Annotated in this window: 22 protein-coding genes and 2 pseudogenes; 9 read left to right on the plus strand and 15 right to left on the minus strand. The window is 61.5% G+C overall.

Annotated features, from left to right (window positions below; translation table 11 throughout):
* Nucleotides 1-17: 17 nt before the first annotated feature.
* Nucleotides 18-676, plus strand: a pseudogene (locus ATY29_RS00970) (GMC family oxidoreductase); the annotation flags it as partial.
* A 158-nt stretch (nt 677-834) separates the two neighbouring features.
* Here ATY29_RS00970 and ATY29_RS00975 read toward each other — a convergent pair.
* Nucleotides 835-1038, minus strand: a complete 204-nt coding sequence (locus ATY29_RS00975) for a cold-shock protein (RefSeq protein ID WP_003572688.1) — start codon at nt 1036-1038, stop codon at nt 835-837.
* Between the two features lie 392 nt (nt 1039-1430).
* Between ATY29_RS00975 and ATY29_RS00980 the strand changes: the two genes are divergently transcribed.
* Nucleotides 1431-2543, plus strand: coding sequence for a hypothetical protein (locus ATY29_RS00980; RefSeq protein ID WP_193550339.1), 1113 nt, complete (start codon nt 1431-1433; stop codon nt 2541-2543).
* Between the two features lie 62 nt (nt 2544-2605).
* Here ATY29_RS00980 and ATY29_RS00985 read toward each other — a convergent pair whose 3' ends face one another.
* Nucleotides 2606-3214, minus strand: a complete 609-nt coding sequence (locus tag ATY29_RS00985) for a class I SAM-dependent DNA methyltransferase (RefSeq protein WP_097534627.1) — start codon at nt 3212-3214, stop codon at nt 2606-2608.
* Between the two features lie 121 nt (nt 3215-3335).
* Nucleotides 3336-6211: pseudogene (locus ATY29_RS00990) on the minus strand (helix-turn-helix transcriptional regulator).
* Nucleotides 6212-6453: 242 nt separating this feature from the next.
* Between ATY29_RS00990 and ATY29_RS00995 the strand changes: the two are divergent.
* Nucleotides 6454-7296 (plus strand): alpha/beta fold hydrolase, encoded by an 843-nt coding sequence (locus tag ATY29_RS00995; RefSeq protein ID WP_097534629.1) that lies wholly within the window; start codon nt 6454-6456, stop codon nt 7294-7296.
* A 67-nt stretch (nt 7297-7363) separates the two neighbouring features.
* Here ATY29_RS00995 and ATY29_RS01000 read toward each other — a convergent pair whose 3' ends face one another.
* From ATY29_RS01000 to ATY29_RS01040, 9 genes are read right to left on the minus strand one after another with little or no spacing between them, the layout of a single operon-like run.
* Nucleotides 7364-8107 carry an ABC transporter ATP-binding protein gene (locus ATY29_RS01000; RefSeq protein ID WP_097534631.1) on the minus strand — a complete coding sequence of 248 codons (744 nt, stop codon included), beginning with the start codon at nt 8105-8107 and terminating at the stop codon, nt 7364-7366.
* On the minus strand, nt 8104-8961 hold the full coding sequence (locus ATY29_RS01005) for an ABC transporter ATP-binding protein (RefSeq protein WP_097534634.1): 858 nt from the start codon (nt 8959-8961) through the stop codon (nt 8104-8106). The genes ATY29_RS01000 and ATY29_RS01005 overlap by 4 nt, the downstream gene beginning before the upstream one ends.
* Nucleotides 8958-9893: an ABC transporter permease gene (locus ATY29_RS01010; protein ID WP_097534636.1), complete on the minus strand. Its 936-nt coding sequence runs from the start codon at nt 9891-9893 to the stop codon at nt 8958-8960. The genes ATY29_RS01005 and ATY29_RS01010 overlap by 4 nt, the downstream gene beginning before the upstream one ends.
* Nucleotides 9894-9897: 4 nt before the next feature.
* Nucleotides 9898-10995 carry an ABC transporter permease gene (locus ATY29_RS01015; RefSeq protein WP_097534638.1) on the minus strand — a complete coding sequence of 366 codons (1098 nt, stop codon included), beginning with the start codon at nt 10993-10995 and terminating at the stop codon, nt 9898-9900.
* A gap of 5 nt (nt 10996-11000) precedes the next feature.
* Nucleotides 11001-12587, minus strand: a complete 1587-nt coding sequence (locus ATY29_RS01020; protein ID WP_097534640.1) for an ABC transporter substrate-binding protein — start codon at nt 12585-12587, stop codon at nt 11001-11003.
* 44 nt (nt 12588-12631) lie between these two features.
* Nucleotides 12632-13585 carry a dihydrodipicolinate synthase family protein gene (locus ATY29_RS01025; protein ID WP_097534642.1) on the minus strand — a complete coding sequence of 318 codons (954 nt, stop codon included), beginning with the start codon at nt 13583-13585 and terminating at the stop codon, nt 12632-12634.
* A 34-nt stretch (nt 13586-13619) separates the two neighbouring features.
* On the minus strand, nt 13620-14495 hold the full coding sequence (locus ATY29_RS01030) for an SMP-30/gluconolactonase/LRE family protein (RefSeq protein WP_097534644.1): 876 nt from the start codon (nt 14493-14495) through the stop codon (nt 13620-13622).
* Entirely contained in the window at nt 14492-15322 is an 831-nt protein-coding gene (locus tag ATY29_RS01035) for an NAD-dependent epimerase/dehydratase family protein (RefSeq protein WP_097534646.1), read from the minus strand. The genes ATY29_RS01030 and ATY29_RS01035 overlap by 4 nt, the downstream gene beginning before the upstream one ends.
* Before the next feature lie 20 nt (nt 15323-15342).
* Nucleotides 15343-16056 (minus strand): FadR/GntR family transcriptional regulator, encoded by a 714-nt coding sequence (locus ATY29_RS01040; protein WP_003572669.1) that lies wholly within the window; start codon nt 16054-16056, stop codon nt 15343-15345.
* Between the two features lie 293 nt (nt 16057-16349).
* On the opposite strand from ATY29_RS01040, the gene ATY29_RS01045 reads away from it, so the two are divergent.
* The 6 genes from ATY29_RS01045 to ATY29_RS01070 all read left to right on the plus strand — a co-directional run bounded on the left by ATY29_RS01045 (nt 16350) and on the right by ATY29_RS01070 (nt 24684).
* The gene (locus ATY29_RS01045) at nt 16350-18287 is read left to right on the plus strand and encodes an ABC transporter substrate-binding protein (RefSeq protein WP_097534648.1); all 1938 of its coding nucleotides are present in this window, start codon (nt 16350-16352) and stop codon (nt 18285-18287) included.
* Nucleotides 18288-18408: 121 nt separating this feature from the next.
* A complete protein-coding gene (locus ATY29_RS01050; protein WP_025417703.1) occupies nt 18409-19395 on the plus strand; it encodes an ABC transporter permease in 987 nt (328 codons plus the stop codon).
* Nucleotides 19396-19404: 9 nt separating this feature from the next.
* On the plus strand, nt 19405-20526 hold the full coding sequence (locus ATY29_RS01055) for an ABC transporter permease (protein ID WP_097534650.1): 1122 nt from the start codon (nt 19405-19407) through the stop codon (nt 20524-20526).
* Between the two features lie 7 nt (nt 20527-20533).
* On the plus strand, nt 20534-22285 hold the full coding sequence (locus ATY29_RS01060) for an ABC transporter ATP-binding protein (protein WP_097534652.1): 1752 nt from the start codon (nt 20534-20536) through the stop codon (nt 22283-22285).
* Complete coding sequence (locus tag ATY29_RS01065) at nt 22282-23484, plus strand: mandelate racemase/muconate lactonizing enzyme family protein (RefSeq protein WP_025417705.1); 1203 nt, start codon at nt 22282-22284, stop codon at nt 23482-23484. Before ATY29_RS01060 ends, ATY29_RS01065 begins: the two co-directional genes overlap by 4 nt.
* A gap of 12 nt (nt 23485-23496) precedes the next feature.
* Nucleotides 23497-24684, plus strand: a complete 1188-nt coding sequence (locus ATY29_RS01070; RefSeq protein WP_097534730.1) for a galactarate dehydratase — start codon at nt 23497-23499, stop codon at nt 24682-24684.
* Nucleotides 24685-24850: 166 nt separating this feature from the next.
* Here the strand turns inward: ATY29_RS01070 and ATY29_RS01075 are convergent, their stop codons facing one another.
* The 3 genes from ATY29_RS01075 to ATY29_RS01085 all read right to left on the minus strand — a co-directional run bounded on the left by ATY29_RS01075 (nt 24851) and on the right by ATY29_RS01085 (nt 26721).
* Nucleotides 24851-25423, minus strand: coding sequence for an NADPH-dependent FMN reductase (locus ATY29_RS01075; protein ID WP_097534654.1), 573 nt, complete (start codon nt 25421-25423; stop codon nt 24851-24853).
* An 86-nt stretch (nt 25424-25509) separates the two neighbouring features.
* The gene (locus ATY29_RS01080; protein WP_003572629.1) at nt 25510-26175 is read right to left on the minus strand and encodes a nitroreductase; all 666 of its coding nucleotides are present in this window, start codon (nt 26173-26175) and stop codon (nt 25510-25512) included.
* Nucleotides 26176-26361: 186 nt separating this feature from the next.
* Nucleotides 26362-26721, minus strand: coding sequence for an ArsR/SmtB family transcription factor (locus ATY29_RS01085; RefSeq protein WP_097534656.1), 360 nt, complete (start codon nt 26719-26721; stop codon nt 26362-26364).
* Nucleotides 26722-26842: the final 121 nt, after the last annotated feature.

The following is a 26842-nucleotide window of genomic DNA, read 5'->3' on the forward strand; positions in this document are numbered from 1 at the left end:
GGCAATGAGCGGCCTTCACCGACTGGATGATGAAGACGGCGGCGGAAGCCGGGCTGAACGGCCGGTCGCTGCCCTATCCACGTGGAAAAGTGCTGGGCGGCTGCTCATCGATCAACGGCATGATCTACATGCGCGGCCAGGCGCCAATTACGACGGCTGGCGGCAGACGGGCAATGCCGGTTGGGGCTGGGACGATGTGCTACCCTATTTCCTGAAATCTGAGGACAATTACCGCGGCAAGTCGCGGATGCACGGGGCGGGTGGCGAATGGCGGGTGGGAAAACAACGGCTTTCCTGGCCGATCCTCGATGCCTTTCGCGATGCGGCCGAGGAAACTCGGCATTCCAAAAACCGACGATTTCAACGATGGCGACAATGAGGGCTCAGGCTATTTCGAGGTCGATGTGCGATGCTGTCGGGTGGGCGATACCAAGGCGACGAGGAGCTGATTCGTCGCGCCGATGATATCGCCACAACGATCTTCCATCCGGTCGGCACCTGTAGGAAGGGCAACGACACGATGGCGGTGGTTGATTCGCAATTGCGGGTGCATAGGCTGGCGAAGCTGCGGGTCGTCGATGCCTCGGTGATGCCGACGATCGTCTCGGGCAACACCAATTCGCCGGTGATCATGATTGCCGAGAAGGCGCCCGAGACCATTCTATCAGAGGCGTAGATAGCGCCTCGCGTCTGTCTGACGTGGATGCGAGAATCACCTCTGCCGTCCCGGTACCCGAAAACGACACGCACAGACCTAGATAACCGTCGTGGCAGCCTATGGCGTGACGACGAGCCCAACCCGCTTACGCGGGTTGGGTAATCTTCGACTTTGGATCAGAGGGTTGAGACGTTCTCAGCCTTCGATTTTCCGGTCTTGCGATCCTGGCCGACGTCGAAGCTGACCTTGTCGCCTTCGCGGAGCGACCCGCCGCGCTGCAGCGCAGACACGTGCACGAATACGTCCTGTCCGCCATCCTCGGGGGTGATAAAGCCGAAGCCCTTGTCGTCATTGAAGAATTTAACCGTACCTGTCGGCATGAGATAACTATTCCTTGTGTCATTCGTCGATTTGCGAAAGCGAAACTATACCGCCGCTGCTCCTCTATCAACCTTCATAGCGCTGACGCAACTTTAAAGGCAAGGAGGCAACAGTTTCGTCGAGGGTCAATGCGGCATCCGACCACCGATCGCCTGACGATCCGAGGTTTTGATCGCCTCGATGCCGCGTCCGGAGGCATCATATCTCGTGGCGTCCGCGTTATCGACAGAATCAACGCCGGATTGCCGCCCATGCGTGTAGAAAGGGATTGCCGATCGCCTGCAACAGGTTGTAGATCGGGCTTGCACAAAGGGGTTGTGCAAGCCGGTCTGGATGCGCGCTCTGCTCGTTCGCCGCTGTCTGAAGCTTTACCGGCGCGCTGCGCTATCAAATGAGGGGTCCGACGCCGTTGTCTTCGCTTGCTCTCCCCAGCCGCCCACTGTCATTGGCGCGCAACGTCATCTCCACGCCCAACGCCTACTTCTGGGCAACGCCGATTATCCTGGCGATGGCTGTCTTTCTATTCGTCACTGAAGCGCCAGGCGTGTTCCGCGATTTCCAGATCAGCCAGAACCCTCTGGTGCTCGAAGACGGCGATGTGCAAAACGGGAAATGCACGACACGCAAGGCAGTCTTTACCGACTGCGAGGCACGCCTTGTCTATAGCTATGGTGGACGAAACTACGACACCGAGGTCGAGGTCATGTTCGTCGATTTTCATACCGGCGACTATGAAACCGATCTTGTGATTTCCGCCGATCATCCAGAACTCGCGACAATGAGCCTGGGCCTCGACATGCTCTGGAACAGGATCATCACCCTCACTCTGTTAGTGGTCCTGCTCGGCGGCATGAGCCTGGGTATGGTTTTTTTCGCTATCCGCATTTGGCGGGTCAAGGGGCAATTGCGCCAGCCCGCCAGGCTGATCCCAGTCCCGGTCGAGATTAGCGCATTCGACCGCAAACGCGGCGTCCTTTCCATCACCTACAATGACAAGATTGCCAGCGACAAAACCGGGCGATCGGCGTACACCCGCATGAAGAGCGGACAGGAGCCTCTGATCGTCGGGGAAGCCAACGGCAAGGCGATCGGAATGGCCGTCAGGCACGGCAATACCGCCCTGCCGGTGCTTCTGGACGATCGTCTGCAGCGGGTCGAGCTGACGGATGCCGAGCGAGCCACGGCTCTCGCACCCCTGGCGCAACAGCAAGGCGGCGATCTGAGTTCGCCGGTGTTGATTGAAGAACCCAAAAGGACGATATCGATCTGGAAGCGGCTGCAGCTTTTCTTCGGTACGTTGCTTCTGATCGCTGTCGGCGTGGTCGGGTTCTGGCTTTGGTACGTCACGAGCTCCCCGACGCAATTCCAATCGCCTGGCATGGACATCAACAATCTCATGCCAGGGCCGTTGAACGAGTGGGGATGCGAACAACTGAAGAAGCGGTTTGGTCAGGATCGCGCGCCGTTTGGTTGCACCGCCGCCGATTACACGAGCTGGAAATAGCGGGCGCTGATCTTTTGAAAGGGACGCTTGTTAGCGGCCTCGGCAATCGCGGAGCGCACGCGTCAGCCTGGTCGTCGGGCGTAAAAGGTGTGCCACGCTTCATTATTGCGGCTCATGCGGTATGTGTCCCATTCAAGATCCAGGCCGGCCGCCTTGATGCACAGCGCGAAGTCGTCGCGGCGCCAATAGGTCATATGGTAGGCGCCGCGCGTCTCCCCGTCTCCATCCCGCATCGTCACTAGGAAGACGCCTCCTGGGCGCAGCGCCGCGGCGATCTTTTCGAGGACCTGGCCGGTCTGGTCGCGAGGCACGTGGATGAGAACGCAGAGAGCAATCACCGCATCGTAAGGGCCACCGAGGTTGTCGGTGATGACATTAAGGAGCTCGCCTTCCTTGCCGCGCGCCGCCTGCAGCTCGAGAAACCGCTGCGTGGCATCGGTTCGCCTTACCAAAACGCCCTGTGCCTCTAAGAAATCTGCATCCCAACCAGGGCCTGATCCAATCTCAAGGACCCGGCCGCCCTTGCCGGCGGCGATGGCGACCTGACGCAAGCCTGCCTCCAGGCTCGGCGCGGGAAACGGATCAACGATGCGGCTATAGTCATCGGCACAGCCTTCATAGGAATCGATCGTGCATTGGGTATCGGCCAAGCTGGTGGAAGAAATGTGCAATTTGACCTCCGATGATGAAATCCAGAGCGCCGCTCAGGGGCGCCATATCACCATGTTCGACGTAAGGCCGCGCAAGCACATCAGGCAAAATCCCTAGGCCACGAAAGAATGGATGCGATGCCTATGCAGTATCAACCATCCGGAGCCGGTGCGCCATGGCAGCCGCAGCACCGCGGCTGGGGACGGCGAGTTTGCTCAAAATGTTGGAGACATGAACGCTCGCCGTTTTCGACGAGATGAACAGATTATCGGCGATCTCGCGATTGCTTTGTCCGGCGGCGACAAGCCGAAGCACCTCGAATTCCCGATCCGTCAAACCAAGTGGCGCCTTCGGGGTACTGCCGTCTTTCCCGTCTCGCAGATCAATGCGGGCCTTTGCGGCCAGCGTCTCGATCTGATTGCACAGCAGGCGGGGCACCTATCGTATGGGCAAGGTCCGCACCTTGCCTGAAATGGCTCGCACCGCGGGCACGCTTGCCGGCATTCATCGCAGCGCTCCCGGCCTGCATGAGAGCATATGCCTGCCGAAAGGGCTGGCTCAAATCAGCCCAGTTTTGAGCAACCGCCTCCCAGGCATCGAGGTCGGAAGCCGCGATGCGCGACATCTCGGCCGAGATGCCCAACCTCTCGGCTTCCTCAATGACGTTGCGGCACGGCGTCCGAACGGCAAGGTCGGCGAATTGCCGAGCGGCATCGTTCTGGTTCGTATCGATGGCCACACGCATGGCCGAGGCCAGCAGCGGCCAGGAGACACCCCTGTGTTTGTCGAAATGGGTCGAGGCGGATCTTATCAGCATCGCAGACAGATCCATGTCGCCCGCCAGCGCGCGGCTTTCGATATCGAATCTCAGAAGACTGGCGGCCATACGGTTGGCAAGCTGAGGCCCGGGTGGCAGGGCGCGCAAGGAGCTTGCCGCTGCGGCAATACGATCCGAATCGCCCAAGACCAGGGCAATCTCCGCCTGGCATTCGAAAACATGAACCAGCCCCAGCGGCAGCGGATCCAACGCCGCCATCCGTTCGCATGTCTCGATGGCTTCGGAAACACGGCCGACAGGGAGCAAGGAGCGGCACAAAGGCGAACCGACGATTGCTCCGATATACCGGGCTTGGCCGAACTCGACGGTCCGCGCAAAGATTGCCGGTCCCACTTCGATGACCTCAGCGTGGGCGCCTCTCTCGAGCAGGGCTTGAAGCAGGGCTGCGCCGGCCAGCACCTCGACTCGGCCGATGGAGGCCTTTTCCGCGCGTTTAGCCACGCTCCAGAGGGCACCGACGCGCGAGCTGTCCGAGGCGACACAGGCCGCGACGATCAGCGCCTCGATACGATACTCCTCGTCATCGAGCTTTTCCGACAGCTCCTTCAGCTCGTCGCCTAAGCGCCTGGCGCGACCGAATTCTCCCCGCAAAATCAGCGCACGGGAAAACTGCCCCAGTCCGTCCGCGCGCAGCCTCGTGGGATCGACCGCATGATCAAGCGCTCGCTCAAGATCGGCGATCTCACCTGGGATAAGCGCGTGCTGACGCATCACCGCGCGCTGCAGAAGAAGCGCGGCCAGCTGTTCCCCGTCGCGCTCGGCATCCACTTCGGCGAGTGCCCGTTCGACAAAAGCCAGTCCCTGTTCCGCTTCCGCCGCCCAGCAGGCGGCATCGGCGGCGAGTTCCAACACCCTGCAGTGACCAGCGCCGGTCAAATCAGCCGCGTTGTCGACCTCGGGCCAGGCCGCCAGTACGAGCTTCAGCATTTCCATCTGGTCGGCATAGGCGAAGGTGGCAGCGGCTTCCGCGGCAGATTGCCAGGCCCACCGCAGGCAAGATGCGGCCTGGCAGGCGCCGTGCCAGTGGCGGGCGAGCGCAACGGAATGCCAAACCCGGTAGCTTGGGACCGGGCCGCGTTCGAGCACCTCGGCATAGGCGCGGTGGATGGCCATCCTTTCGCCGGCGATCAGGTCACCCCGCACCGCCTCGTGGATCAGCGCATGGCGGAACGCATATCCATCACCATCCGGCACCAGGATCCCGGCCAAAATTGCGGGCCGCAGCAACTCGGCCAATTCAAGGTCGGACTTGTTCTCGACGCTGCAAAGCAGCGCATGGGTGATATGCGGGCCGCCAAGCGCCATCACCTTCAACAGTTCGGTCGTCGGCGCCGGCATCTCCCTGACCGCTTTCAGCAGGTAGTCGTTGAGCGAGCCGGGAAAATCTGTACGCAAGGTTCCGCTCGCATCGATAAGCGCTTCGGTGAAAAGCGGGATCCCGCAGCATCGCGCATGGACCTCGTTGATGAAGGCGGGTGTCGGCGGGCGCGCGAGCAGCCCCTCGAGTTGGGCGGCGACCTCCGCGCGCTTCAGGCGGGGAAGTTTCAACACCTCGGCACCCTCGGAAAGCGAGAGGTATGCAATGGTCGTCCGCAGTGCGTTGCTGCCGCTGGTTTCTTCGGGTCGGTAGGTGACGATCAGCATCAGCCGAGTTTTCTTCAGCCGCGCGGTCAGGAAACGAAGCAGATCGCAAGTGGCCTGGTCGGCCCAGTGAATGTCCTCGACGACCACGACGAGCGGCATCTCCCGTGCGAGTTCCTCGAACAATTTTCTGAGCGCTTCGAACAGCCGCGCTCTTGCGAATGCCGGCATCGAACCTTTCAGAGGTCTCGCCGAATTCGGGAAGAAGCCACGCCAGCTCGCGTGCACCCTCGGCGCCGACCAGCGACCGTGACGAGGGCGCGCCGCGCAACTGAACCAGTTCATGCAGCACGGCGGTGACCGGCGCATAGGGCAGTGCCGCTTCCCGCTGCTCGATGCAGCCGCCTTTCAGGATCAGGGCACGGCCCGACAATCGGCCGGAAAATTCTTCAACCAGCCGGCTTTTGCCGCCGCCTGCTTCCGCTCCGAGAAGAATGGCGCGCTGCGGCCCGCCGGAGACTTCCCGGAACGCGGATTCCATCACATCGAGTTCTGCCGCACGGCCTGAGAACAGAGACCTTCTGAGGGATGTCGACACAAAGGCCTCCGATACACTGGAATTCGAGATTAGCAGAGATGGAGACATAGTCATCCCATGTCCCGCGCACTCGAAGCACTGGCGATAGACATCAATGCTCCCCGGTGTATTTCGCGCTGTCCTACGCAATATGCCCGATGCGGCAGCCTTGCCTTAGCCCCATCATGGGGAACATGCGGACGTCGAGTGATGTTTGCGAGAAACTTCGCCGCTTCGCCCAATTCAAGTAAAGGACGCCCCAAGTGAGTGAACGCATTAATAAGTTTGACGACGTCGAGATCGCCACGCAGGCATTTGGCAACCCGGCGCATGAGCCGATCCTGCTGATCATGGGCGCCATGGCGTCAATGCTGTGGTGGCCGGACGAGTTCTGCCAAACGCTCGCCGATCAGAAATATTATGTCATTCGCTATGACAATCGTGACACCGGCCGTTCGACGATTTACGAGCCGGGGGAACCGCCTTACACCATGGACGACATGGCTGAGGACGCCATCAGGGTACTCGATGGCTACGGCATCGACAGGGCCAATCTGATTGGAATGTCGCTGGGCGGCACGATCGCCCAGATCGCGGCGCTCGCGCATCCCGAACGCGTCAAGACGCTGACGCTGATGTCCACCACGCCGATGGGTATTGATACAAGCGCCCTGCCGCATACCACTGATGCCTATATGGCGCACGCCGCGACGGGCGAGACCGTCGACTGGACAGACGATGCCCAGGTGATCGAATTCCTTGTCGAAGACACCCGGATGATCGCCGGGGTGGCGCATCCCTATGACGAAGGGCGGGCGCGCGCCTTTGTCGAACGGGACGTCAAACGGGCGAAAAACTTCGTCAGCGCCACCAATCATTTCATGCTGAGGGGCGGCCAGGCCCTGGAAGGAAAATTGGCTAGTCTGGCCGCGCCCCTCCTCGTCATACACGGAACCGCGGATCCGATTTATCCGGTTGAGCACGGCGAACGGCTGGCACGAACGGTCAAGGGCGCGAAACTTGTTCGGCTCGAAGGCGGTGGCCACGAAATTCATCCCAACGACTGGGAAGAGATCATTTCCGCCATCGACACCCATTTGCGGTGAGTAGAGCAATTCCAGCAAAAGTGCGCAGCGGTTTTGCTCTCAGCAGCAAGGGCGTATCGATCGACGGTTACGTCCTTCCGTACATTCGGCTCGCGCGCAGCAGCCGTTGCGAATAGGAATGTTCGACCGCGCCTCTGCGCAATGCTTCGATATCGACCTGTTCGACGATCTCGCCGGCTTCCATGATGGCGACGCGGCTGCACATGTGGGAGACGACGGCGAGATCGTGGCTGACCAGCAGATAGGTAAGGCCGCGCTCGGCGCGCAGATCCTGCAACAGATTGAGGATCTCGGCCTGGACGGATACGTCGAGCGCCGATGTCGGTTCGTCGAGCAGCAGCACGTCCGGGTTCAGCATCAGGGCGCGGGCGATCGCCACGCGCTGGCGCTGCCCGCCGGAGAGCTGATGCGGAAATCGGTAGCTCAACGCCGGATCGAGGCCGACCGATCTGAGGATCGCGTTGACGTCGACGGAATTCGTATCCAGCCCTTGGTTGCGCAGCGGTTCCTTCAGCTGCGAGCGGATGGTCTTGCGGGGATGGAGCGATCCATAGGGGTCCTGGAACACCATCTGCACCCGGCGGTAGAACGGCCGGCTGCGCTGCCGATCCAGCGTCTCGCCCTGGAGTTCGATGCTGCCGTCATAACTGGCGTTGAGGCCGGAGAGGGCTCTGAGAACGGTGGACTTGCCGCAGCCGGATTCGCCGACCAGGCCGAACGCAGTCCCCTTCTCGACGGTGAGGTTTACATCTCTGACGACAGGCCGCTGGCCGTGTCCGAAACGGATGGTGAGGTTATCGATCCGGATCATCGGAGCACCTTCGCTGCAAGGTCGTCGAGCCAGGCGGGATCCCGCTTCAGGATCGGCAGCCGGGCAGGCGGATTGTCGATCGTCGGCAGGGATGCCAATAGCCCCTGCGTATAAGGGTGTTTCGCCTTGTCGAGATCGCGCGCCTCAAGCACTTCCACGACGCGGCCGGCATACATGATAAGGACGCGATCGCAGAAATTGCGGATCAGATTGAGGTCGTGGCTGATGAAGATCAGGCCAAGATTGCGGCGGGAAACGAGTTCGTCGAGCAGCGCCAGGATCTCGAGCCTGACCGTCACGTCGAGGGCCGAGGTCGGCTCGTCGGCGATCAGCACTTCGGGTTCGGCGATCAGCATCATGGCGATCATGACGCGTTGGCCCATTCCGCCCGATATTTCGTGCGGATAAAGGCGGGCAACGCGCTCGGGATCGCGGATCTGCACGGCTTCGAGCATGTCGAGCGCCTGGCTGTAGGTTTTTGCTTTGCTCACCTTTGGATGATGGAAGCGATAGGTCTCGGCGATTTGTTCGCCGATCCTCATCACCGGATTGAGCGAATATTTCGGGTCTTGCAAGATCAGCCCGATCCGCCGTCCCCTGATCGTCATCATCGTGCGTTCAGTTGCCTTGAGCAGGTCGACGTCACGAAAGCGCATCTGTTCGGCGCTGACCTTTGCGGTCGGCGGCAGCAGCTTCATGATCGCGCGGCCGACGGTCGACTTGCCCGATCCGGACTCGCCGACGATGCCGAGTTTTTCCTGTCCAAGCGCAAAACTCACGCCGCGCACCGCGCGCATGTGGCCGCCGCCATAGGCGATTTCGAGGTTGCGGACATCGATCAGGGGCTCTGTCATTCCGAACCTCTCGGGTCGAGCACGTCGCGCAGCGCATCGCCGACGAGGTTGAAGGCGAGGCTGACGAGCGCAATGGCGATGCCGGGTGCTGCGATCACCCAGGGGCTGTCGAGCATGAACTCGCGGCCGCTGGCGGCCATCGAGCCCCATTCCGGCCAGGGCGGCTGGGCGCCGAGGCCGAGAAAGCCAAGGCCGGCGGCAGTGATGATGATGCCGGCCATGTTGAGGGTGACGCGGACGATCACCGAGGGAATGCACATCGGCAGGATGTGGCGGGTGATGATCGCGATCGACGTCGCGCCCTGCAGGCGCACGGCGGCGATATAATCGGCCTTGCGCAGGCTGAGCGTCTCGGCGCGCGCCAGCCGCGCGATCGGCGGCCAGGCCGTCAGCGAAATGGCGATAATCGCATTGGTGATGCCGGGGCCGAGGGCTGCGGCGAAACCAAGCGCCAGCACCAGCCCAGGGAAGGAGAGGAAGATATCGGTGATGCGCATCAAGATTTCGTCGACGATGCCGCCGAAATAGCCCGAGACCGTGCCGATCAGCAGGCCGAGCGGTGCGACGATAATGGTGACGAGCATGATGATATAGAGCGTCGTGCGGGCGCCGTAGATCACCCGCGCAAAGACGTCGCGGCCGAAATTGTCGGTGCCGAGAAGATGGGCCGCCGAGGGGGGCGCAAGCCGCCCGGCCATATCCTGCACGACCGGATCGTAGCTCGTCAGCAGAGGGGCGGCCGTCGCCACCACGATCAGGAGCACGATGATGAAGAGGCCGGCCAGGCCAAGCGGGTGCAGGCTGAATTTCAGCCAGCCCTGATGGATTTGCTGCGTCGACGACTGAAACCAGCCCTGCGGCTCCGGCGCCAGCAGCCATCTGCGAAAGCCGCCGGCATTGGCGTTATCTGCGTCATCGGTGGAGATGGTCATTGCGTCACCGTGTCCTCGGATCAAGAATGCGATAAAGGAAGTCCGACAGGATGTTGATGGTCAGGAAGACGGCGCCGATCGTCAGCACCGAACCCATCACCACGTTCATGTCGTTCATCTGCAGCCCGCGGGTGAGGTACTGGCCGAGCCCGGGCCAGCCGAAGACCGTCTCGATCAGCACCGCGCCCTCGAGCAGCCCGCCGAAGGTCAGCGCCAGGATCGTCAGGAGCTGCACCCGGATGTTCCGGAAGGCGTGCCGCCAGACAACCTTGCGGGTGCCGAGCCCCTTTGCCCGCGCAGTGATGATGTATTCCTGGCTGAGCTGTTCCAGCATGAAGCTGCGCGACATGCGGCTGATATAGGCGACGGAGTAATAGCCGAGGATCGCCGCCGGCAGGATGATGTGGCCGAGAGCGTTGTGGAATACGTCCCATTGCTGCTGTATCGCTGCGTCGATCAGCAGAAAGCCGGTCATCGGCGTGACGAGGCCTTCGTAAAAGACGTCGATCCGGCCCGATGCGCCGACCAGCTTCAGCTTGGCGTAGAAAACGAACAGCGCCATCAGCCCGGTCCAGAAGATCGGGATGGAGTGGCCGGCAAGCGCCACGATCCGGGCGATGTGATCGATGATTGTTCCGCGCCTGACGGCAGCCGTGACGCCTAAGGGAATGCCGATAATGGCGCCGATGATCATGGCGATGATCGCAAGCTCGATCGTTGCGGGAAAGATCGTCATCAGATCGGTGAGGATCGGCTGGCCCGTCGTCGCCGATATGCCGAGGTCGCCTGTGGCGATCTTGCCGACATAGGAGAGAAACTGCATCCAGATCGGTTGGCCGAGCCCCAGCTCGTTATAGACGCGATCGTATACTTCCTTGCTGACCTCCGCCCCGGTGATGGCAAGCACCGGGTCGGCAGGTAGCAGACGGCCCATCGAGAAGGTCAGGAACAGCAGGCCAAGCAGCGTCGTGACGACAGCCACCACGCGTCCCGCGAGGCGCCGCAACAGGCTCAGTGCCGGGTGCGGGGCCGCCTCGGCGAACCCGCCCGCGGTTGAGCGGCGGCTCGCCTCTTGCTTCGATGTCAGCTCGGCGCTCGCCACGCGCTCTACTCCTTGGTCACGTCATGCCAGCGCGTCGACCATGTCGTATGCCCGTGATAGCCCTTCACGTTCGCGCGCATGACATAGGGGTCGGTTCGCTGGAAGAAGATGACGAGCGGGGCGGCCATGCCGGCATAGATCCCGTCCATCTTCTTGAAGATGTCGGTGCGCTTGGCAGTATCGCGCTCCTTCATCGATTGATCGATGAGGGTGTTGAGGTCGTCCACCTTCATGCCCGTACGCCAGAGATAATAACTGCCGAGGCGCGCCTCGTCGCTATTGTCGGGGTTGAAGGCATATTGCGTGGCGACCGCGAAAGGATCGGGCAGGCGGGCGCCGGAATTGCCGAGCAGCACTTCGAACTTGCGCTCGCGGAAGGCGGGAGTGAATTCGCCGGGCACGAGATCGAGATCGAGGCCGGCGGCCCGCGCGCTCGCCTGCAGCGCTTCGGCGAAGGGCAGGGTCGCAGCCCCCGACGGGTTGAGGACTTTCTTCAAGCCGTTGGGATATCCGGCCTCCGCCAGCAGCTGCTTGGCTTTGGCGGGATCGTAATCGTAGCGGACGGCAGTTTCGTCGGGAGCGCCGATCATGCCGCGCGGGATCATCGACTGCCAGGGAAAACCGGTATAGCGCATGATGTTGCCGGAGATCGCCTTCCAGTCGAAGGCGTGCTGGAAGGCCTCTCGGACCTTCGGCTTCTGCAGATCCGGGTCTTTCTGGTTGAGGGCGATATAGTAGAAGCCGAGACCCGGGACATTGTCGATCACCATATCCTTATTGGTGGACAGCGCATCGAGATCGCCGCTTGCCACATACTGGCCGACATCGACATCACCGGCTTCAAGCTGCAGCCTGAGATTGCCGGATTCAGGAATGTGGCGGGCCACGACGCGGGCCATGGCTGGCTTGCCGCCCCAATATTTCGGCTGCGCATTGAAGATTGCGACATCGTTCGGGCGCCATTGGGCCAGGCTGAACGGACCGCTGCCGGCGGAATTGGCGGAAAGCCAGGCGCCGCCGAAATCGCCATTCGCCTCATGCGACAGCACCGTCTTCTTGTCGACAATGCCGACCGATGAGCCGGCCAGCGAATAGAGCACCAGGTCGGTGTTGACCGTCTGCGGCAGCTCGATCTCGAGCGTATGTTCGTCTTTTGCCCGAACCAGCTTTTCGACATTGTCAGGCTTGAAGCCCCAGAGCGCGACGTCGGTGGAGCCGACCTGTCCCATCTTGATGATCCGCTGGATCGACCAGGCCGCATCCTCGGCGGTCACCTTGTTGCCGCTCTGGAAGACGGCGTCGTCACGCAAGGTCAGCGTGATGATCTTGCCGTCGTCCGAGACGCTCCATGCGGTGGCAAGCATCGGTTTTAATGTTTTAAGATCGTCGGGCGACAGCTGCACGAGGTTGTCGTAGAGGTTCGAGATCAGTTCCGAAACCGTGCGGGCATTGTTCTGGGCCGGGTCGAGCGTCCGGATGCCGGTGAGATTGGTGCCGATCACCAGCATATTGGGCGGCGAGGCCGCCCATGCAGGGTGCGTCGTAACTAGGGCGCCGGTAATTGCGATCGTTGTCAGTAGCTGTTTCAGCATCTCGAGACCTCCCAATCCTGTTGTTTGCGGAAATAGTGTCGAACTCAGCCGGCCGCCTTGGCAGATTGCTGCCGGTCCGAATCCGTTTGAATGCTGCCCTCGGCCTCCCAGCCTCGAAGCAGTCGATGAAGTTCTTCGCGATCATGCTGGTCGAGCAGCGGCAATCCCGGCACGCGCACCGGGCCGACATCGAGGCCGGAATAGGTGACGGCCTCCTTGACGACGGTGACGTTGGCGCCGTTGCGGAATTTGGTGCGCATCCGCTCGAATGGTTCGAGCTTGTCGACGATCGCCCGTGCCGCGGCAAAATCGCCCTTTTCGAGCGCAGCGTGAACGGCAAGCGACAGACGCGGCGCGACATTGACGAGGCCGGAGGTGAAGCCGCGCGCGCCGGCCGCGGTAAAGGTCGGCGCCCAGCTTTCCGCCAGGCCGCAGACGAACAGGGCGCCGGCCGGATCGGCCGCCGGGATCGCGCGTGACAGCAGCATCAGATCGGTCGTGGCAAATTTGATGCCGGCAATATTGCCGTGGTTGGCGAGGCGGACGATGTCGGCGACGGTAAAACCCTCGGCCCTGACATAGGCGATGAGCGGCAGGGTTGAAGCATCGGCGAGATTGCAGAAATAATCGATCTGGGCCGAAGGTGCGGCGAAAGGATCCACGGGCTGGTGCGACATGACGGCGGACGCGCCGATCGCCGCCGCATCCCTCGCCATGCCGATCGCCTCGCGCAGCGACCGGCCGATTGCGGCTGTCACCGGTGCCCGGCCACCGACGCCTGAAACCGCCGCCTCATGGACAATGCGGATTTCCTGCGGCGTCAGCGCATAGAATTCCCCGGTATTGCCGGCTGCGACAATGTTGTGAATGCCCGCCGCCGCCACCCGCGCATAAACCTGCGCGGTCGTTCGCGGTTCGACTTCGCCTCTACCGTCATAGGCCGTGACGGGAACGCCCGACACGCCCGTGAGCGCCTTGCGCATGATCGCGATGCTCATTTTTCTTCCCCGTTAGCTTCCATCAAAATGATCGTCATCCGAAGCGGAAGGGCGCCAAGCCCTCCGCATCCACGTCGAAGGCGATGACCGTGCCCGCCTCGAAACGTCCGGTGCGGTCCGTCGACAGGCTGGTGACGAAGAGGGTCCGGAGATCCGGCCCTCCGAAACACGGCATCGTCGGTGCTGGAACCGGCAGAATGTAGATCGCGACGATTTCGCCTTCGCTCGACATGCGGTTGAGGCGACCGGCAGAAACGCCGGCGCTCCAGTAGAAGCCGTCACGATCGATGGCCGCTCCGTCCGGCCGCCCGTCCTCTTCCGTGAAGCTGCGAAGCCGGCGTCCTTCGCCCAAATCACCCGTATCTGGATCAAAGTCGAACGCCTGCAGGAAACATTGCCGGCTGTCGGAGTGATACATCCGCCGGGCGTCAGGCGACCAGGCAAGGCCGTTGGAGCTCGTCAATCCTGTTGCAACAGTCCGCGCGCTGCCATCTGCCCCCACGCGGTAAAGTGCGGCCTCAGCGGTCTGCGGCTTGGCTTCACTGATCGAACCGATCCAGAAATATCCGTCAGGCCCAACTTTGCCGTCGTTGAGGCGGCCCTTGAAATCGCGCCCGACCGGATCGCACAAAAATTCGATATCACCGGAGACGGGATCGAAGAGATGGACGCCCGTCTGCAGGCCGACGGCGATCCTGTGATCGCGGCAAAGCCCGAGACAGCCGATCGCGGCCGGCATGTTGAAGCGATCGATCTGCCCTGAGGCCGAAAGCCGCACGAGCGCCGGCGCCAGAATATCGACCAGCCATAGGGTGCCGGTCTGATCGTCCCATACAGGTGATTCACCGACCGTCAGCGGTTGCTGGATCACGGAACGGACGTCCGGACGGATGATTTTAGGCGCCGTCATTCGGCCGCCTCCAGGCTCTCGGCCAAACCTTCGGCGTCACGCATGCGGATGGTGCCGTCGTGATTGATCTCGCAGAACCCGCCACCCTGGAACGCCCGCGCGACCGGCCCCTCGGATCCCTGTTCGATGCGGGCGTGATCGCGCGGCCGGTCCTCCGGCCGGTAGCCGAGCCTCGTCGCCAGATCATTGTCCCACCATTTCTCGTCGGTATCGGAAACGCCGTAGACGACCGTCGCGGCGATCGACGGGTGGGACAGCCCGATCCGCACCAGTTGCGCCAGATCCCGCGCGCTGATCCAGATCGCAATCGATCGTTCGCTGTTGGGGTAGGTGCCGGCGTTGCCGATGCGGATGGAAAGGGAGCGAATGCCCGACGTGTCGTAGTAAAGCCCCGCCACCAGTTCGCCCCAGCATTTGGAAAGTCCGTAGGGACTGTCGGGACGCATCGGATCGAGCGGTGATATGATTTCGCCGCGGGGATAGAAGCCGGTCGCATGGTTGCTCGATGCGTAGACGACCCGCTCGACCTTGTTGATCCGCGCCGCTTCGTAGAGATTGTAGGTTCCAAGCACATTTGCGTGCAGAATGGCGTTCATGTCGGTGCCGCTTGCGATACCCGCAAGATGAACGACGCCGTCGATATCCTTCAGCGCGGTCGTTGCCTCATCGAGCTTGGCCAGGTCGGCCCGGATGAAAGTCTCGTTGTCGCCAAGCCCGGCAGGCTCCTGCAGATCGATCAGGCTGACGTGTTCGACATCAGCGCGAAGGAGCGGGCGCAGCAGCGTCCCGACACGTCCGGCAGCCCCCGTCACAGCGATCCGTTTCATCTTCTTCCTCCCATTCTCGCTCAAACGCCCTGGAACATGCGGGCGCGAGCATTCAGTATGTGTTTCTTCATCGCATCGTGCGCTTCGGTTTCCCGCCGCGCGAAGATCGCCTCCACGATCACCGCGTGCTCGTCCTGGACGCTGCGGATCTGTTCCAGCGTCCGTTTCAGGCTCAAGCTTCGCGTCACGGAATGCCCGATCGCGAAATGCGGCCTGAACCATTCGCGTACGATGGTATGGAACTGGTTGCCGGTCGCCATGGCGATGGCATCATGCAGAACCTGATCCTCCTCGGCGCCGAGCTCTCCGTTGCGCAGACATTGCTCGATCGCAAGAAGCGCTGCCGTTATCCGCTCCCGGTCGTCCGGCTGCCAGTTTCGTGCGGCAAGCTCTGCGGCTTCTGCTTCGAGGCCGGCGCGGAATTCGAAGAACCGCTGGACATCGGCGAGCGATCCCACAGGCACCATTTTCAGCATCGACGAGTCAGGTCTTTGCCGGACATAGGAGCCGGAGCCCTTGCGCGACACCACCAGACCATCGGCCCTCAAGCGTTCGAGGGCTTCGCGCACGACGGGTCTCGAAGCGCCGAAATCGGCGGCGAGCTTCGTCTCCGACGGCAGCCGCTCGTTCACCGGAAAATTGCCGTCGGCGATCATCCCCACGATCTTCTCGTAGATGATGTCGCTGAAACGCGTTGCGCCTCTCTTCGAAACGGCGTCGGCCGCGAATGTCATTATCGTCCTTTTCTCTTAACGTCAGGCTGTTGCCTGCCAGCGACATGTCCATGACGGTGCACAGATTCTAATAGATTGACGCCTTCTGTGCGCTCTCGCCGTGTTTCCAGGGCGGATAATTCAAACTTCGATGCTGAATCGCTACAGAAGTTGTAATTATCTGTCAACTCTTGTAATCATCTGGGATCGTGTCTATGGTTCGGTCCGGGCGCCGAGGAGGGCGCAGCGGCAGGTCGGGAGCCCGCCGCATCCGCCGGTTCAAAACTGCGCCGGCATAGAAAGGGAGGAACTCGATGCCTAATGAAATACTGTCGCGCGGCGTTACCCGCCGCGCTGTGCTTGGCGGCATGGCCGGTGCAGCGGCGCTGTCCCTCGCGGGCCGCGCTTTCGCCGCGGGCGGAGAAGCGCCCGCACTTGCACAGCTGGTGAAAGATGGAAAACTGCCGCCGCTCGCCGAGCGCCTGCCGAAGAAGCCGATGGTCGTGACACCATACGAGAAAGTCGGGACCTATGGCGGCTCGCTGCGCCGCGGCCTTCGCGGTTCCTCCGACCATAACGGCATTCTGCGTATGGTCGGCAATCAGAGCCTCGTGCGCTGGAATCTCGACTTTACCGCCGTGCAGCCCAATCTTGCCGAACGCTGGGAAGTCAGCGAGGACGCAACACAATTCACCTTCCACCTCATCGAGGGTGTGCGCTGGTCCGACGGTCATCCCTTTACATCAGACGACGTCGTTTTCGCGATCGAAGACTGCGTCAAGAACACCGAGCTTTACAGCGCGACACCCGCGCAGCTTGCTGTTGCCGGCAAACCGGTCACCGTCGAAAAGATCGACGATTATACCGTGAAGTTCACCTTTGCGGCGGCCAACGCGCTTTATCTGGAAAACCTCGCCACTCCGCTCGGTCAGCATCCGACGCTCTTTCCGAAGCATTACTGCAGCCAGTTCCTGCCGAAATACAACCCCAACATCGAAGCCGATGCGAAGAAGGCGGGCGTCACCAGTTGGACGGAGCTGTTCCGCAGCCGTTGCGGCGACATCGAGATCCCGACGCGATGGGGCAATGTCGACAAGCCGACGCTCGATCCCTGGGTGGTCAAGGAGCCCTATGTCGGTGGCGCCACGCGTGTCGTGATGACGCGAAATCCTTATTTCTGGCAGGTCGATACCGAGGGCAATCAGCTTCCCTATATCGATGAGATCAACTTCGGCGTCTCGCAGGACGTCGAATCGCTGATGCTGAACGTCATCTCGGGCAAGATCGACATCCAGGAGCGCCATATCAGCGTGCTTGCCAACAAGCCGACGCTGTCCCAGAACATGCAGAAGGGCGATTATCGTTTGCTGACGCTTGTGCCTTCGGCCTCGCAGCAGTGCCAGATCTACTTCAATATCACCCACAAAGATCCTGCCATGCGCAAGATGTTTGCGGATAAATCGTTCCGGCAGGCGCTGTCGATCGGCATCAATCGCCCGGAGCTCATCGATATCGTCTATTTCGGGCAGAGCGAGCCCTATCAGGCCGGACCGCGTCCGACCCATCCCTGGTACAACGAGAAATATGCGCGCCAGTTCACCGAATATGACGCCGACAAAGCGGGCGCGATGCTCGATCAGGCCGGCTACAAGAAAGGCGGCGACGGGTTTCGCGTCCGACCGGACGGCCAGAAGGTCTTCTTCTCGATCGACGTCATTCCGACGCTCTATCCCGACCTCGTCGACGCGCTCGAACTGGTCAAGACGCATTGGGCCCAGATCGGCATCGACATGAAGGTCAACACCATCGAACGGGCGCTTTATTACACCCGCGGCGACGACAATGCCCATGATGCGCAGGTATGGCCGGGGCCTGGCGGTCTCGATCCGATGCTCGATCCGCGCGATTTCTTCGCCTTCCATCCGCAGGGTTCGCGTTACGCCATTCCGTGGACGCTGTGGTACACCTCCAACGGTGCACGCGGCGAAGAACCCCCGGAAAGCCAGAAGAAGCGCATGAAGCTTTTCGACGAGGCCCGTTCAACCGCCGATCTCGACAAGCGCGGTGCGGTCATGAAGCAGATCTTCGATATCGCCGCGGAGGAATTCGAGACCGTCGGGCTTTGCCTTGCCGTCGGCGGCTTCGGCATCATCCGCAACAACCTGCGCAATGTTCCCGAAAAAGAGCCGGACAGCTGGTCCTGGCCCAACCCGGGGCCTGCGCTGCCGCAGCAGTTCACCTTCACGAGCTAATTTGGATCTCCGGCGCCGTGCCTGACGGTACGGCGGTTTCTTTCGGTTCGCCCTCCGAGATGCCTTGCCGGCCCTGACACCGGCAAGGCACGGAAGGCGGCGTTCAATGCAAGAGGCGCCCATGCTGGTCTTCATCGCCAAACGCTTGCTGTGGATGATTCCATCGCTTTTTGCCGTCAGCTTCCTGGCTTTCGTGCTGATCCAGCTGCCGCCGGGCGACTATGTCACCACCTATATCGCGACGCTGGCAGCCTCCAACGAGATCGTCGATCAGAACACCGCGGCGCAATTGCGCGAGCGTTTCGGCCTCGACGATCCGATGCTCATCCAATATTTCAAATGGATATGGGGCATCCTCTCGCGCGGTGATTTCGGCATCTCTTTTGAATGGCAGCAGCCGGTCTCGGATCTGATCTGGGAGCGCATGGCGCTGACGCTTGTGCTGGCGCTGTCGACACTGATCGCCACCTGGGCGATCGCGCTGCCGATCGGCGTCTATTCCGCCGTGCGCAAATATTCGATCGGGGATTATTTCTTCACCGCCTTCACCTTCTTCGGCCTGGCCGTCCCGTCCTTTCTGCTGGCGCTGGTGCTGATGTATGTCGCGGCGGTCGAATTCGGACAGGATGTCGGCGGGCTGTTTTCGCCGGAATACGAGAATGCGTCGTGGAGCTTCGCCAAGATGGCCGATCTCTTCTCGCATCTCTGGCTTCCCGTCATTATTCTTGCCGTCTCGTCCACAGCAAGCCTCATCCGCGTCATGCGCGCGAACATGCTCGATGAACTGCCGAAGCCTTACGTGACCACCGCGCGGGCAAAAGGTCTGTCGGAATTCCGGCTGCTGATGAAATACCCCATGATGATCGCGCTCAATCCGTTCATTTCGACCATTGCATGGCTGCTGCCCAACCTCATCTCCGGCTCGGTCGTCGTCGCCATCGTCCTGAACCTGCCGACAGCAGCACCCCTGTTGCTGCAGGCGCTGATGGCCCAGGATATGTATCTGGCGGGTGCCTTCGTTCTGCTGATCTGCGCGCTGACGCTGATAGGTTCTTTGATCAGCGATATCCTGCTTGCGCTGGTCGATCCCCGCATCCGGTTGGAATAGGAGCCTCATATGGCTGACATTGCCGTTACAAATATCCCGCCGGATCGCGCCGCCGTCGCATCGCAATGGCAACTGATCTGGTGGGCTTTCCGCCGGCACCGGCTGGCCATGGTGGCGCTCGTCGTCACCCTATTGATGTACATCGTTGCCCTGGTTCCCGGCTTCTTCGCCATCAACGACCCATATCTGCAAAATGCGCGGGCGACCTTTCACCCGCCACAGAAAGTGCATCTGATCGACACGCAGAATGGGTTCTCCTTCGGCCCGCATTATTATCCGATGAAGCTCACCCGTGATCCGGAAACGCTGGCCGCCATCTTCAAGGAAGACACGACGAAGCGTGTAGACATCCAGTTCTTCGGGCGCGGCTATGAATATTCCGTGTTCGGCCTGTTCAACACAAACATTCACTTGATCGCCTCGCCCGACAAGACGACGCCGCTGCTTCTCTTCGGCGCCGACAGGCTTGGGCGCGACGTCTTCAGCCGAACGGTGCAGGGCTCGCAGGTTTCCCTGTCGATCGGTCTCCTCGGCGTCTTCCTGTCGTTGATGCTCGGCATCGTGATCGGCGGCATCTCGGGATATTACGGCGGCCGCATCGATTTCTTCATGCAGCGGCTGATCGATTTCGTGCTGTCGCTGCCGACGATCCCGATCTGGCTGGCAATGGCCGCAGCCCTGCCACAGGACTGGCCGGCGACGCTGCAATATATGATGATCACGATCATCCTGTCGCTGACTGGTTGGGCGCAGCTCGCCCGCGTTGTTCGCGGTCGTTTCCTGTCTCTGCGCACTGAGGAATTCGTGGCCGCCGCCAGGCTCGACGGCGTTCGCGAGGGACGCATCATCTTTCGCCATATGCTGCCGAGTTTCGCCAGCCATATCATCGCGTCCATCACGCTTGCCGTGCCGGCGATGATCCTTGCCGAAACCTCTCTTTCTTTCCTGGGGCTCGGGCTGCAGCCGCCAACCATTTCCTGGGGCGTTCTGCTGCGCGAGGCGCAGAACATTCGCTCGATTGCTACGGCGCCCTGGCTCTTCATGCCGGGCTGCGCCGTCGTCGTCGCCGTGATGGCGCTCAACCTCCTCGGCGACGGCCTGCGCGATGCGGCTGATCCCTACAACAAATGAGGCCGGCATGACCGACACTGTTCCCATTGCCGGCAGGCCATTGCTAGAGGTGAAGAACCTCACTGTCGAATTCCCTCTGCGCACCGGCGTCTTTCGCGCCGTCAGCGATCTGTCTTTTTCGATCGAACCAGGCAAGACGCTCTGCGTCGTCGGCGAAAGCGGATCCGGCAAATCGGTGACGGCGCGCTCGATCCTGCAGATTGTCGATGCGCCCGGCCGCATTGCCGGCGGCTCGATCACATTGAACCATCCCAATCGCGGCTCGACCAATCTGACCGGCCTCAATCCGCGCGGACGCCAGATCCGCGCGATCCGCGGCCGCGATATCGCCATGATCTTCCAGGAGCCGATGTCGTCGCTGTCGCCGATCCACACGGTCGGCAACCAGATCGTCGAGGCGCTTCGCCTTCACACGAGAATGAGCAAGGCGGAGGCACGCGCGGAAGCCATCTCTCTGCTCAAGCAGGTCGAGATCCCCTTTCCGGAAAAAGCGCTGGATCGCTATGCCTTCCAATATTCCGGCGGCATGCGGCAGCGCGCGATGATCGCCATGGCGCTTGCCTGCAAGCCGCAGCTGCTGATCGCCGACGAGCCGACCACGGCTCTCGACGTGACGACGCAGGCCGAAATTCTCGACCTGATTGCCCGGCTGCAGAAGGCCAACGGCATGGCCGTTCTGTTCATCACCCACGACATGGGTGTCGTGGCGCAGATTGCCGACGATGTGCTGGTAATGCACAACGGCGTCGCCAAGGAATATGCACCGGTCGAGCAGATCTTTCATGCCCCGCAAGACGATTATACCCGCATGCTGATCGGCTCGGTGCTGAAACTGGAGCAGAAGGCCGAGATCCGGCTGGCGCGCGCGCCGCTCGACAGGACGGCAGCACCGATCCTCGAACTGCGCAACGTTTCGATGGATTTCGGTGAAGTCAAAGCACTCGACGATGTTTCCATTTCGCTTCTGCCGGGCGAGACGCTCGGCATTGTCGGCGAGAGCGGATCCGGCAAGACGACGATGGGCCGCTCGATCATGCGGCTGATCGATCCCACATCAGGCGAGATCCTCTATCGCCGCGCCGACGGCGGCATCATCGACCTGGCGACGGCAAAAGGCCAGACCCTGGCCGCCGCACGGCGGGAATTGCGAATGGTGTTTCAGGATCCTTTCGGCTCCCTCAATCCACGCATGACCGTCTCGCAGATCATCGGCGAGCCGCTCCTCGTCAACGGCGTCGCAAAAGGGCGGGCGCTGGAGGAACGGGTCTGCCACCTAATGGAGCAGGTGGGCCTCGATCCGAGGGCGCGCGAGCGCTACCCGCACGCATTCTCCGGCGGCCAGCGCCAGCGCATCGGCATTGCCCGTGCCATCACCCTCAACCCACGTGTCGTCGTTGCCGACGAGGCAACCTCGGCGCTGGACGTCTCGGTGCGCTCGCAGGTGCTCGACCTCCTGATGCGCCTGCAGGATGAGCTTGGTCTCGCCTATATCTTCATCAGCCATGACATCGGGGTCATCCGCTACATGTGCGACCGGGTCGGCGTCATGTACAAAGGCCAGCTCGTCGAAATCGGCGAGGCCGAGCAGGTCTGCCGCACGCCCGAACATGCCTACACGCAGGCGCTGATATCGGCGATTCCACGGCCCGATCCACGCGACCGTGATCACTCCAGGCGTTTCCGCTACGTCCCGCCAGATAGTCTGAAGCCCGGCAATCTGGGGCTCGGCAATCTGAAGAATGGAAGTTCTCAGAGATGAAAATCACCGGAATTCGAACATTTCTCATGCAGGTCGGCCAGCCCGATCCGGCGAACTGGGCCGCCGACCAACGTGGTACCTCCAAGCAGTTTGGAGGCACCAGAAACTGGCTCTTCCTCAAGATCGATACCGACGAGGGCATCACCGGCATCGGCGAATGCTCGGGCTGGCCGCGTGTCATCGAGACGGCGATCCATGATCTTGCGCCGCTGCTCATCGGTGAAGATCCGGCTCATGTCGAGCGACTGTGGCAGAAGATGCATATCGCCATGATGGGCCACGGCATGCTCGGGACTGTCGGGGGCGGCGCGATGACCGGCATCGACATGGCGCTCTGGGACATCAAGGGCAAGGCGCTGGGCGTACCCGTCTGGACGCTGCTCGGCGGCAAGGTGCGCGACCGGATCCCGATCTATTCGCATGCCAATACGCCCGAGCGCGCGCTTGCCCTTAGGGAACGCGGCATCAAGGCGATCAAGTGCGGCGGGGTTGCAGATCCCGTTCGCAAGGTCGCAGCACTTCGCGATGCCGTCGGCGACGACATGGATATTGCCATCGATCTGCATGGGCCGCCATGGCTGACGCCTGCGGATGCCTGCCGCTTGGTGCGGGCGCTCGAACCCTATGAACTGATGTGGGTGGAAGATCCGATCGCGCCGGAGAATATCGAGGGCTACCGGCGGATCCGCGATGCAGCTTATGTGCCGCTTGCGGCCGGCGAGCGCTCGGCAAACATTTTCGGCGAACGCGAGTTGATCGAAAAGGAACTGGTCGACGTGATCCAGCCGGATACCGGCCGGGCCGGCGGCATTACCCAGATGAAGAAGATCGCCGCCATGGCTGAAGCCCATCATATCCAGATGGCGCCGCATTCGGGTTCGCTCGGACCGGTGGCGGAATATGCGGCCTTGCATCTGCTGGCTGCGATCCCGAACGGCCTCATTCTCGAGCGCCTCGACGACGACTGGGACGGCCGCCGCCAGACGATCGTGCCGCATCCGCAACAGGTCGACGGCTTGATCGCCGTTCCCGACGGCCCCGGGCTCGGCTGCGATATCGACGAGGCCTTCGTCGCGCGCTTCCCCAGCAGTGGCAACGTCTCCGTGCCGCAAGCCGCCGGCGCCTATAATCCCGGAACCGACAACGAGCACGTCTACGTGCAGACGCGCGTAGCCCGCCGCAGCTATTTCAATCGCTAGAAGGACAGAATGATGAAGATCGACCGCATGCGGGTTTTCATGACCCGCGACAAGGACCGTCCGCGCGTGATCGTCGCGCTCGATACCGATGACGGGTTGACGGGCTGGGGCGAATGCTACAATCACGGCCCCGACAAGGCGCTGCCGCCACTGCTCGATTATCTCTACGGATTTATATCAGGCCAGGACCCGACACGCGTCGAGTATCTCGTCAATCTGCTGATCCAGCAAAGCCGGTTCCCGCCGGGCGCGCTTGGCCTTGCCGCGATCTCCGCGCTCGACCATTGCCTGTGGGATCTCGCGGCCAAGGCGGCGAACGTCCCGGTTTACAAGCTGCTCGGCGGCGAAGTGCGCGACCGCATCAAGGTCTATGCCGGGGTCTATACCGCGCCCGATGCGCCGGCGGCCCGCGACGAATTCGATCGCCTGAAGGAGGGATGGGGTTTCTCCGCCTTCAAGCTCAGCCCCTGGCGGATCGACATGCATTCCAACCGCTGGGGCAATGTGGTCAAAGCCTCGGCGGATTATTTCCGTTCGCTGCGCGAAACGGTCAACGATGAATACGAGATCGCTTTCGACGCCCACGCCAAGATCTTCGAGCCGGTCGCTGCACGCCAGCTCGGCAACGCGCTTGCCCCCTACGACCCGCTGTTTTTCGAGGAGCCGCTGCGCCCTGAGAATATCGAGGCCTGGGGTGACCTGAAACAGGGCCTCAACTGCACGCTGGCAACAGGGGAGTCGCTCTATAACAGAAACGAGTTCCTGCGGCTGCTGCAGGTCAAGGGCGCCGATCTGATCCAGCCGGATATCTGTGTCGTCGGCGGCATCAGCGAAATGCGCCGTATTGCCACGCTCGCCGAAGCCTTTTTCGTCGGCATCGCCCCGCACAATCCGATGGGCCCGCTTGCGACGGCCGTCAACGTTCATTTTTCGGCTGCGGCGCAGAATTTCCGCATCCTCGAATACCGGCTGCCGAAGGGGCAGGCCTATGTCTATGGCGGCAACGATATCGAGAAGCGGGAAGGGGAAACCCGCTACGTTGTCGATCCCTATCTGCCGAAGGACGGCTATCTGGAATTGCGTCCGGATCGGCCCGGTTGGGGCGTCGAAATGGACGAGAAGGCGATGGAGGAGGAAGGCTATATCCACTGGCAGCGGCGCGTGCCCAAGCGGCCGGATGGTTCTTACGCCTTCGCTTAGAGACCCGAAAACCGGGAGCTGACCACTGCCGCATGGGAGCGGCCGGTTCCCTTTATGTGCCGTCTAGAGCATTTCCCGTTTACTTCGAGTCACGAGAACGCTCTATCACTTTGTTATCCAGCAATTCCGGACGCAAAAGCCGCTGCGCACTTTTGCTGGAATTGCTCTAGGCGTCTTTCGGCAACACCGAGCGAACCCTGGCGATAAAAACATGGAAGTCCTGCATGAACTTGCGAAGGAATTCTGCGGTGGGTTCGTTCGTGACGTCGCCGTCATCGGTGATCAGCCCCGGCGTGAACTGGATGTAGGCTTCAGGGGCGTTCATCTGGGGAGAATTGCAGAAACTGAGTACGCTCCGCAAATTCTGCTGGGCGACTGCCGTGCCGATAGCGCCCGGCGATGTGCCGATAACCGCTGACGGCTTGCGTGTGAACGAGTTGGTGCCGTAGGGGCGACTCGCCCAGTCGATTGCGTTTTTCAGCCCGCCGGGGATGGATCGATTGTATTCGGGCGTGACGAACAGCACGGCGTCGACGGCCGCGATCGCCGCCTTGAATGCCTTGCCGGCCGGAGGGTAGTCAGCGTCATAGTCGTAGCTGTAGAGGGGCAGGTCCTTGAAGGGTACCTCCGACATTTCAAGTTCCGGCGGGGCGAACCGCACTAGTGCTTTGGCGAGCTTGCGATTGATTGAGCCCTTTGCGAGGCTGCCAATGAGATAGCCTACTTTATGCGTGGTCATGGCGTTCTCCAGTATCGCGCGTGATAAAGGACGTATCATGCGCAGGAAGCATGGAAGGGGGTCTCCCGTCCTTGGAGCGCAAGCAGCTAATCGCCGACGAAAGTGACCGTCTCGGCGAGCGGGGCGCGGCCCGTACGGGCAAAGCTTACCACAGGATCCTCATAGCCGATCGACATTCCGCAAAAGAGGATGAGTCCGTCCGGGGGTGACACGGCCTCTGCGACCGTCTCGCGAACCTGTGACCACGCCATCTGCGGGCAGCTGTGCAGTCCTTCGGCGCGCAGCAGCAGCATAACGGTCTGCAGATACATGCCGACGTCGGCCCATTGGGGTGGGCCCAGCTCACGATCGATGTAGCAGAATAGGGCGGCGGGCGCGCCGAAGCAGTTCCAGTTGGCGATCGCTGCCCGCTGGCGCGCCTCCCAGTCCTCGCGCGCAATGCCGAGCGCGCTGTAGCGCTCCTTGCCGAAGGCGGACCGGCGCTCTCCGTAAGGGGACTTCAGCGCCGGCGGATACATCTCGTACTGCCGCTTGTCCCAGGCGTCGCCGTGGGCGACGCGCTCGACGGCCGATGTCTTGAGTTCGGCCAGCGGCGCGCCGATCATCACGTAGGTGTTCCACGGCTGGATGTTCGATCCTGACGGCGACCAGGCCGCGGCCGACAGCACGCGCTCGAGTATCTCCCTCGATACAGGCCTGTCTTTGAATCCGCGCACCGACCGTCGGCTTGTGACTGCCTCATATACGTCCATGATCGCCTCTACCGTTTCATTGCTGATGTGGTTGATTATCTCCATTCACAACGGAGGCGTAATCATACCGCGGTCTAGGAGACGTACATCAAAGGTCCATCAGGGATCGATGCGTCCGGAGGATGTTGCATGCAAGATCATCAGCAGGATAGGAGGCCAATCACCAGCGTCAAGAGCATGGCTTCGTCATCTCGTCGGGTGCCCGGCTCGGACGCGTTCTGCTGGGGGGCGACGGTGCGATCTGAAGATGTCGGCGAGCGTATCGAGCATTGTCCTGGCCGAGCCAGATTGAAGGGAATAAAAGATCGTCTGGGCAGCCCTTCGCGTCTGCACGAGACCCTGTTCTCGAAGAATGGCCAGATGCTGGGACGTCGCAGATTGGCTTAATCCTACCTCATCGGCCAGAACGGTCACCGACACTTCTCCGTCGGTCAACAGATGCAGAATGTGAAGTCGTTTGGCGTTCCCCATTGCCGACAAGAAGCTTGCTTCGATGTCGAAGGCGCTGGCTTCAGGGGAAGGCGCGGCTGGCGATCGATTGTTCAGGCGGGATCTCCTTCATGGAATTAAGCCGGAGGTCATATCCCCGGGGTTTAATTTAGAGATAACGCATGGGGGGCACGGCGAAACCCATTGGCGGCGCCGCGCCGTCTTTTTCAACGCAAAT

This window comes from Rhizobium hidalgonense (assembly GCF_002914525.1).
Taxonomy (GTDB): Bacteria; Pseudomonadota; Alphaproteobacteria; order Rhizobiales; family Rhizobiaceae; genus Rhizobium; species Rhizobium hidalgonense.

Bases quoted from the DNA above. Each gene is read 5' to 3' on its own strand.
- ATY29_RS00975 (WP_003572688.1), bottom strand. From the start codon at position 1,038: ATGCCGACAGGTACGGTTAAATTCTTCAATGACGACAAGGGCTTCGGC.
- ATY29_RS00980 (WP_193550339.1), top strand. From the start codon at position 1,431: ATGAGGGGTCCGACGCCGTTGTCTTCGCTTGCTCTCCCCAGCCGCCCA.
- ATY29_RS01000 (WP_097534631.1), bottom strand. From the start codon at position 8,107: ATGATCCGGATCGATAACCTCACCATCCGTTTCGGACACGGCCAGCGG.
- ATY29_RS01005 (WP_097534634.1), bottom strand. From the start codon at position 8,961: ATGACAGAGCCCCTGATCGATGTCCGCAACCTCGAAATCGCCTATGGC.
- ATY29_RS01010 (WP_097534636.1), bottom strand. From the start codon at position 9,893: ATGACCATCTCCACCGATGACGCAGATAACGCCAATGCCGGCGGCTTT.
- ATY29_RS01020 (WP_097534640.1), bottom strand. From the start codon at position 12,587: ATGCTGAAACAGCTACTGACAACGATCGCAATTACCGGCGCCCTAGTT.
- ATY29_RS01025 (WP_097534642.1), bottom strand. From the start codon at position 13,585: ATGAGCATCGCGATCATGCGCAAGGCGCTCACGGGCGTGTCGGGCGTT.
- ATY29_RS01030 (WP_097534644.1), bottom strand. From the start codon at position 14,495: ATGACGGCGCCTAAAATCATCCGTCCGGACGTCCGTTCCGTGATCCAG.
- ATY29_RS01035 (WP_097534646.1), bottom strand. From the start codon at position 15,322: ATGAAACGGATCGCTGTGACGGGGGCTGCCGGACGTGTCGGGACGCTG.
- ATY29_RS01040 (WP_003572669.1), bottom strand. From the start codon at position 16,056: ATGACATTCGCGGCCGACGCCGTTTCGAAGAGAGGCGCAACGCGTTTC.
- ATY29_RS01045 (WP_097534648.1), top strand. From the start codon at position 16,350: ATGCCTAATGAAATACTGTCGCGCGGCGTTACCCGCCGCGCTGTGCTT.
- ATY29_RS01050 (WP_025417703.1), top strand. From the start codon at position 18,409: ATGCTGGTCTTCATCGCCAAACGCTTGCTGTGGATGATTCCATCGCTT.
- ATY29_RS01055 (WP_097534650.1), top strand. From the start codon at position 19,405: ATGGCTGACATTGCCGTTACAAATATCCCGCCGGATCGCGCCGCCGTC.
- ATY29_RS01060 (WP_097534652.1), top strand. From the start codon at position 20,534: ATGACCGACACTGTTCCCATTGCCGGCAGGCCATTGCTAGAGGTGAAG.
- ATY29_RS01065 (WP_025417705.1), top strand. From the start codon at position 22,282: ATGAAAATCACCGGAATTCGAACATTTCTCATGCAGGTCGGCCAGCCC.
- ATY29_RS01070 (WP_097534730.1), top strand. From the start codon at position 23,497: ATGAAGATCGACCGCATGCGGGTTTTCATGACCCGCGACAAGGACCGT.
- ATY29_RS01075 (WP_097534654.1), bottom strand. From the start codon at position 25,423: ATGACCACGCATAAAGTAGGCTATCTCATTGGCAGCCTCGCAAAGGGC.
- ATY29_RS01080 (WP_003572629.1), bottom strand. From the start codon at position 26,175: ATGGACGTATATGAGGCAGTCACAAGCCGACGGTCGGTGCGCGGATTC.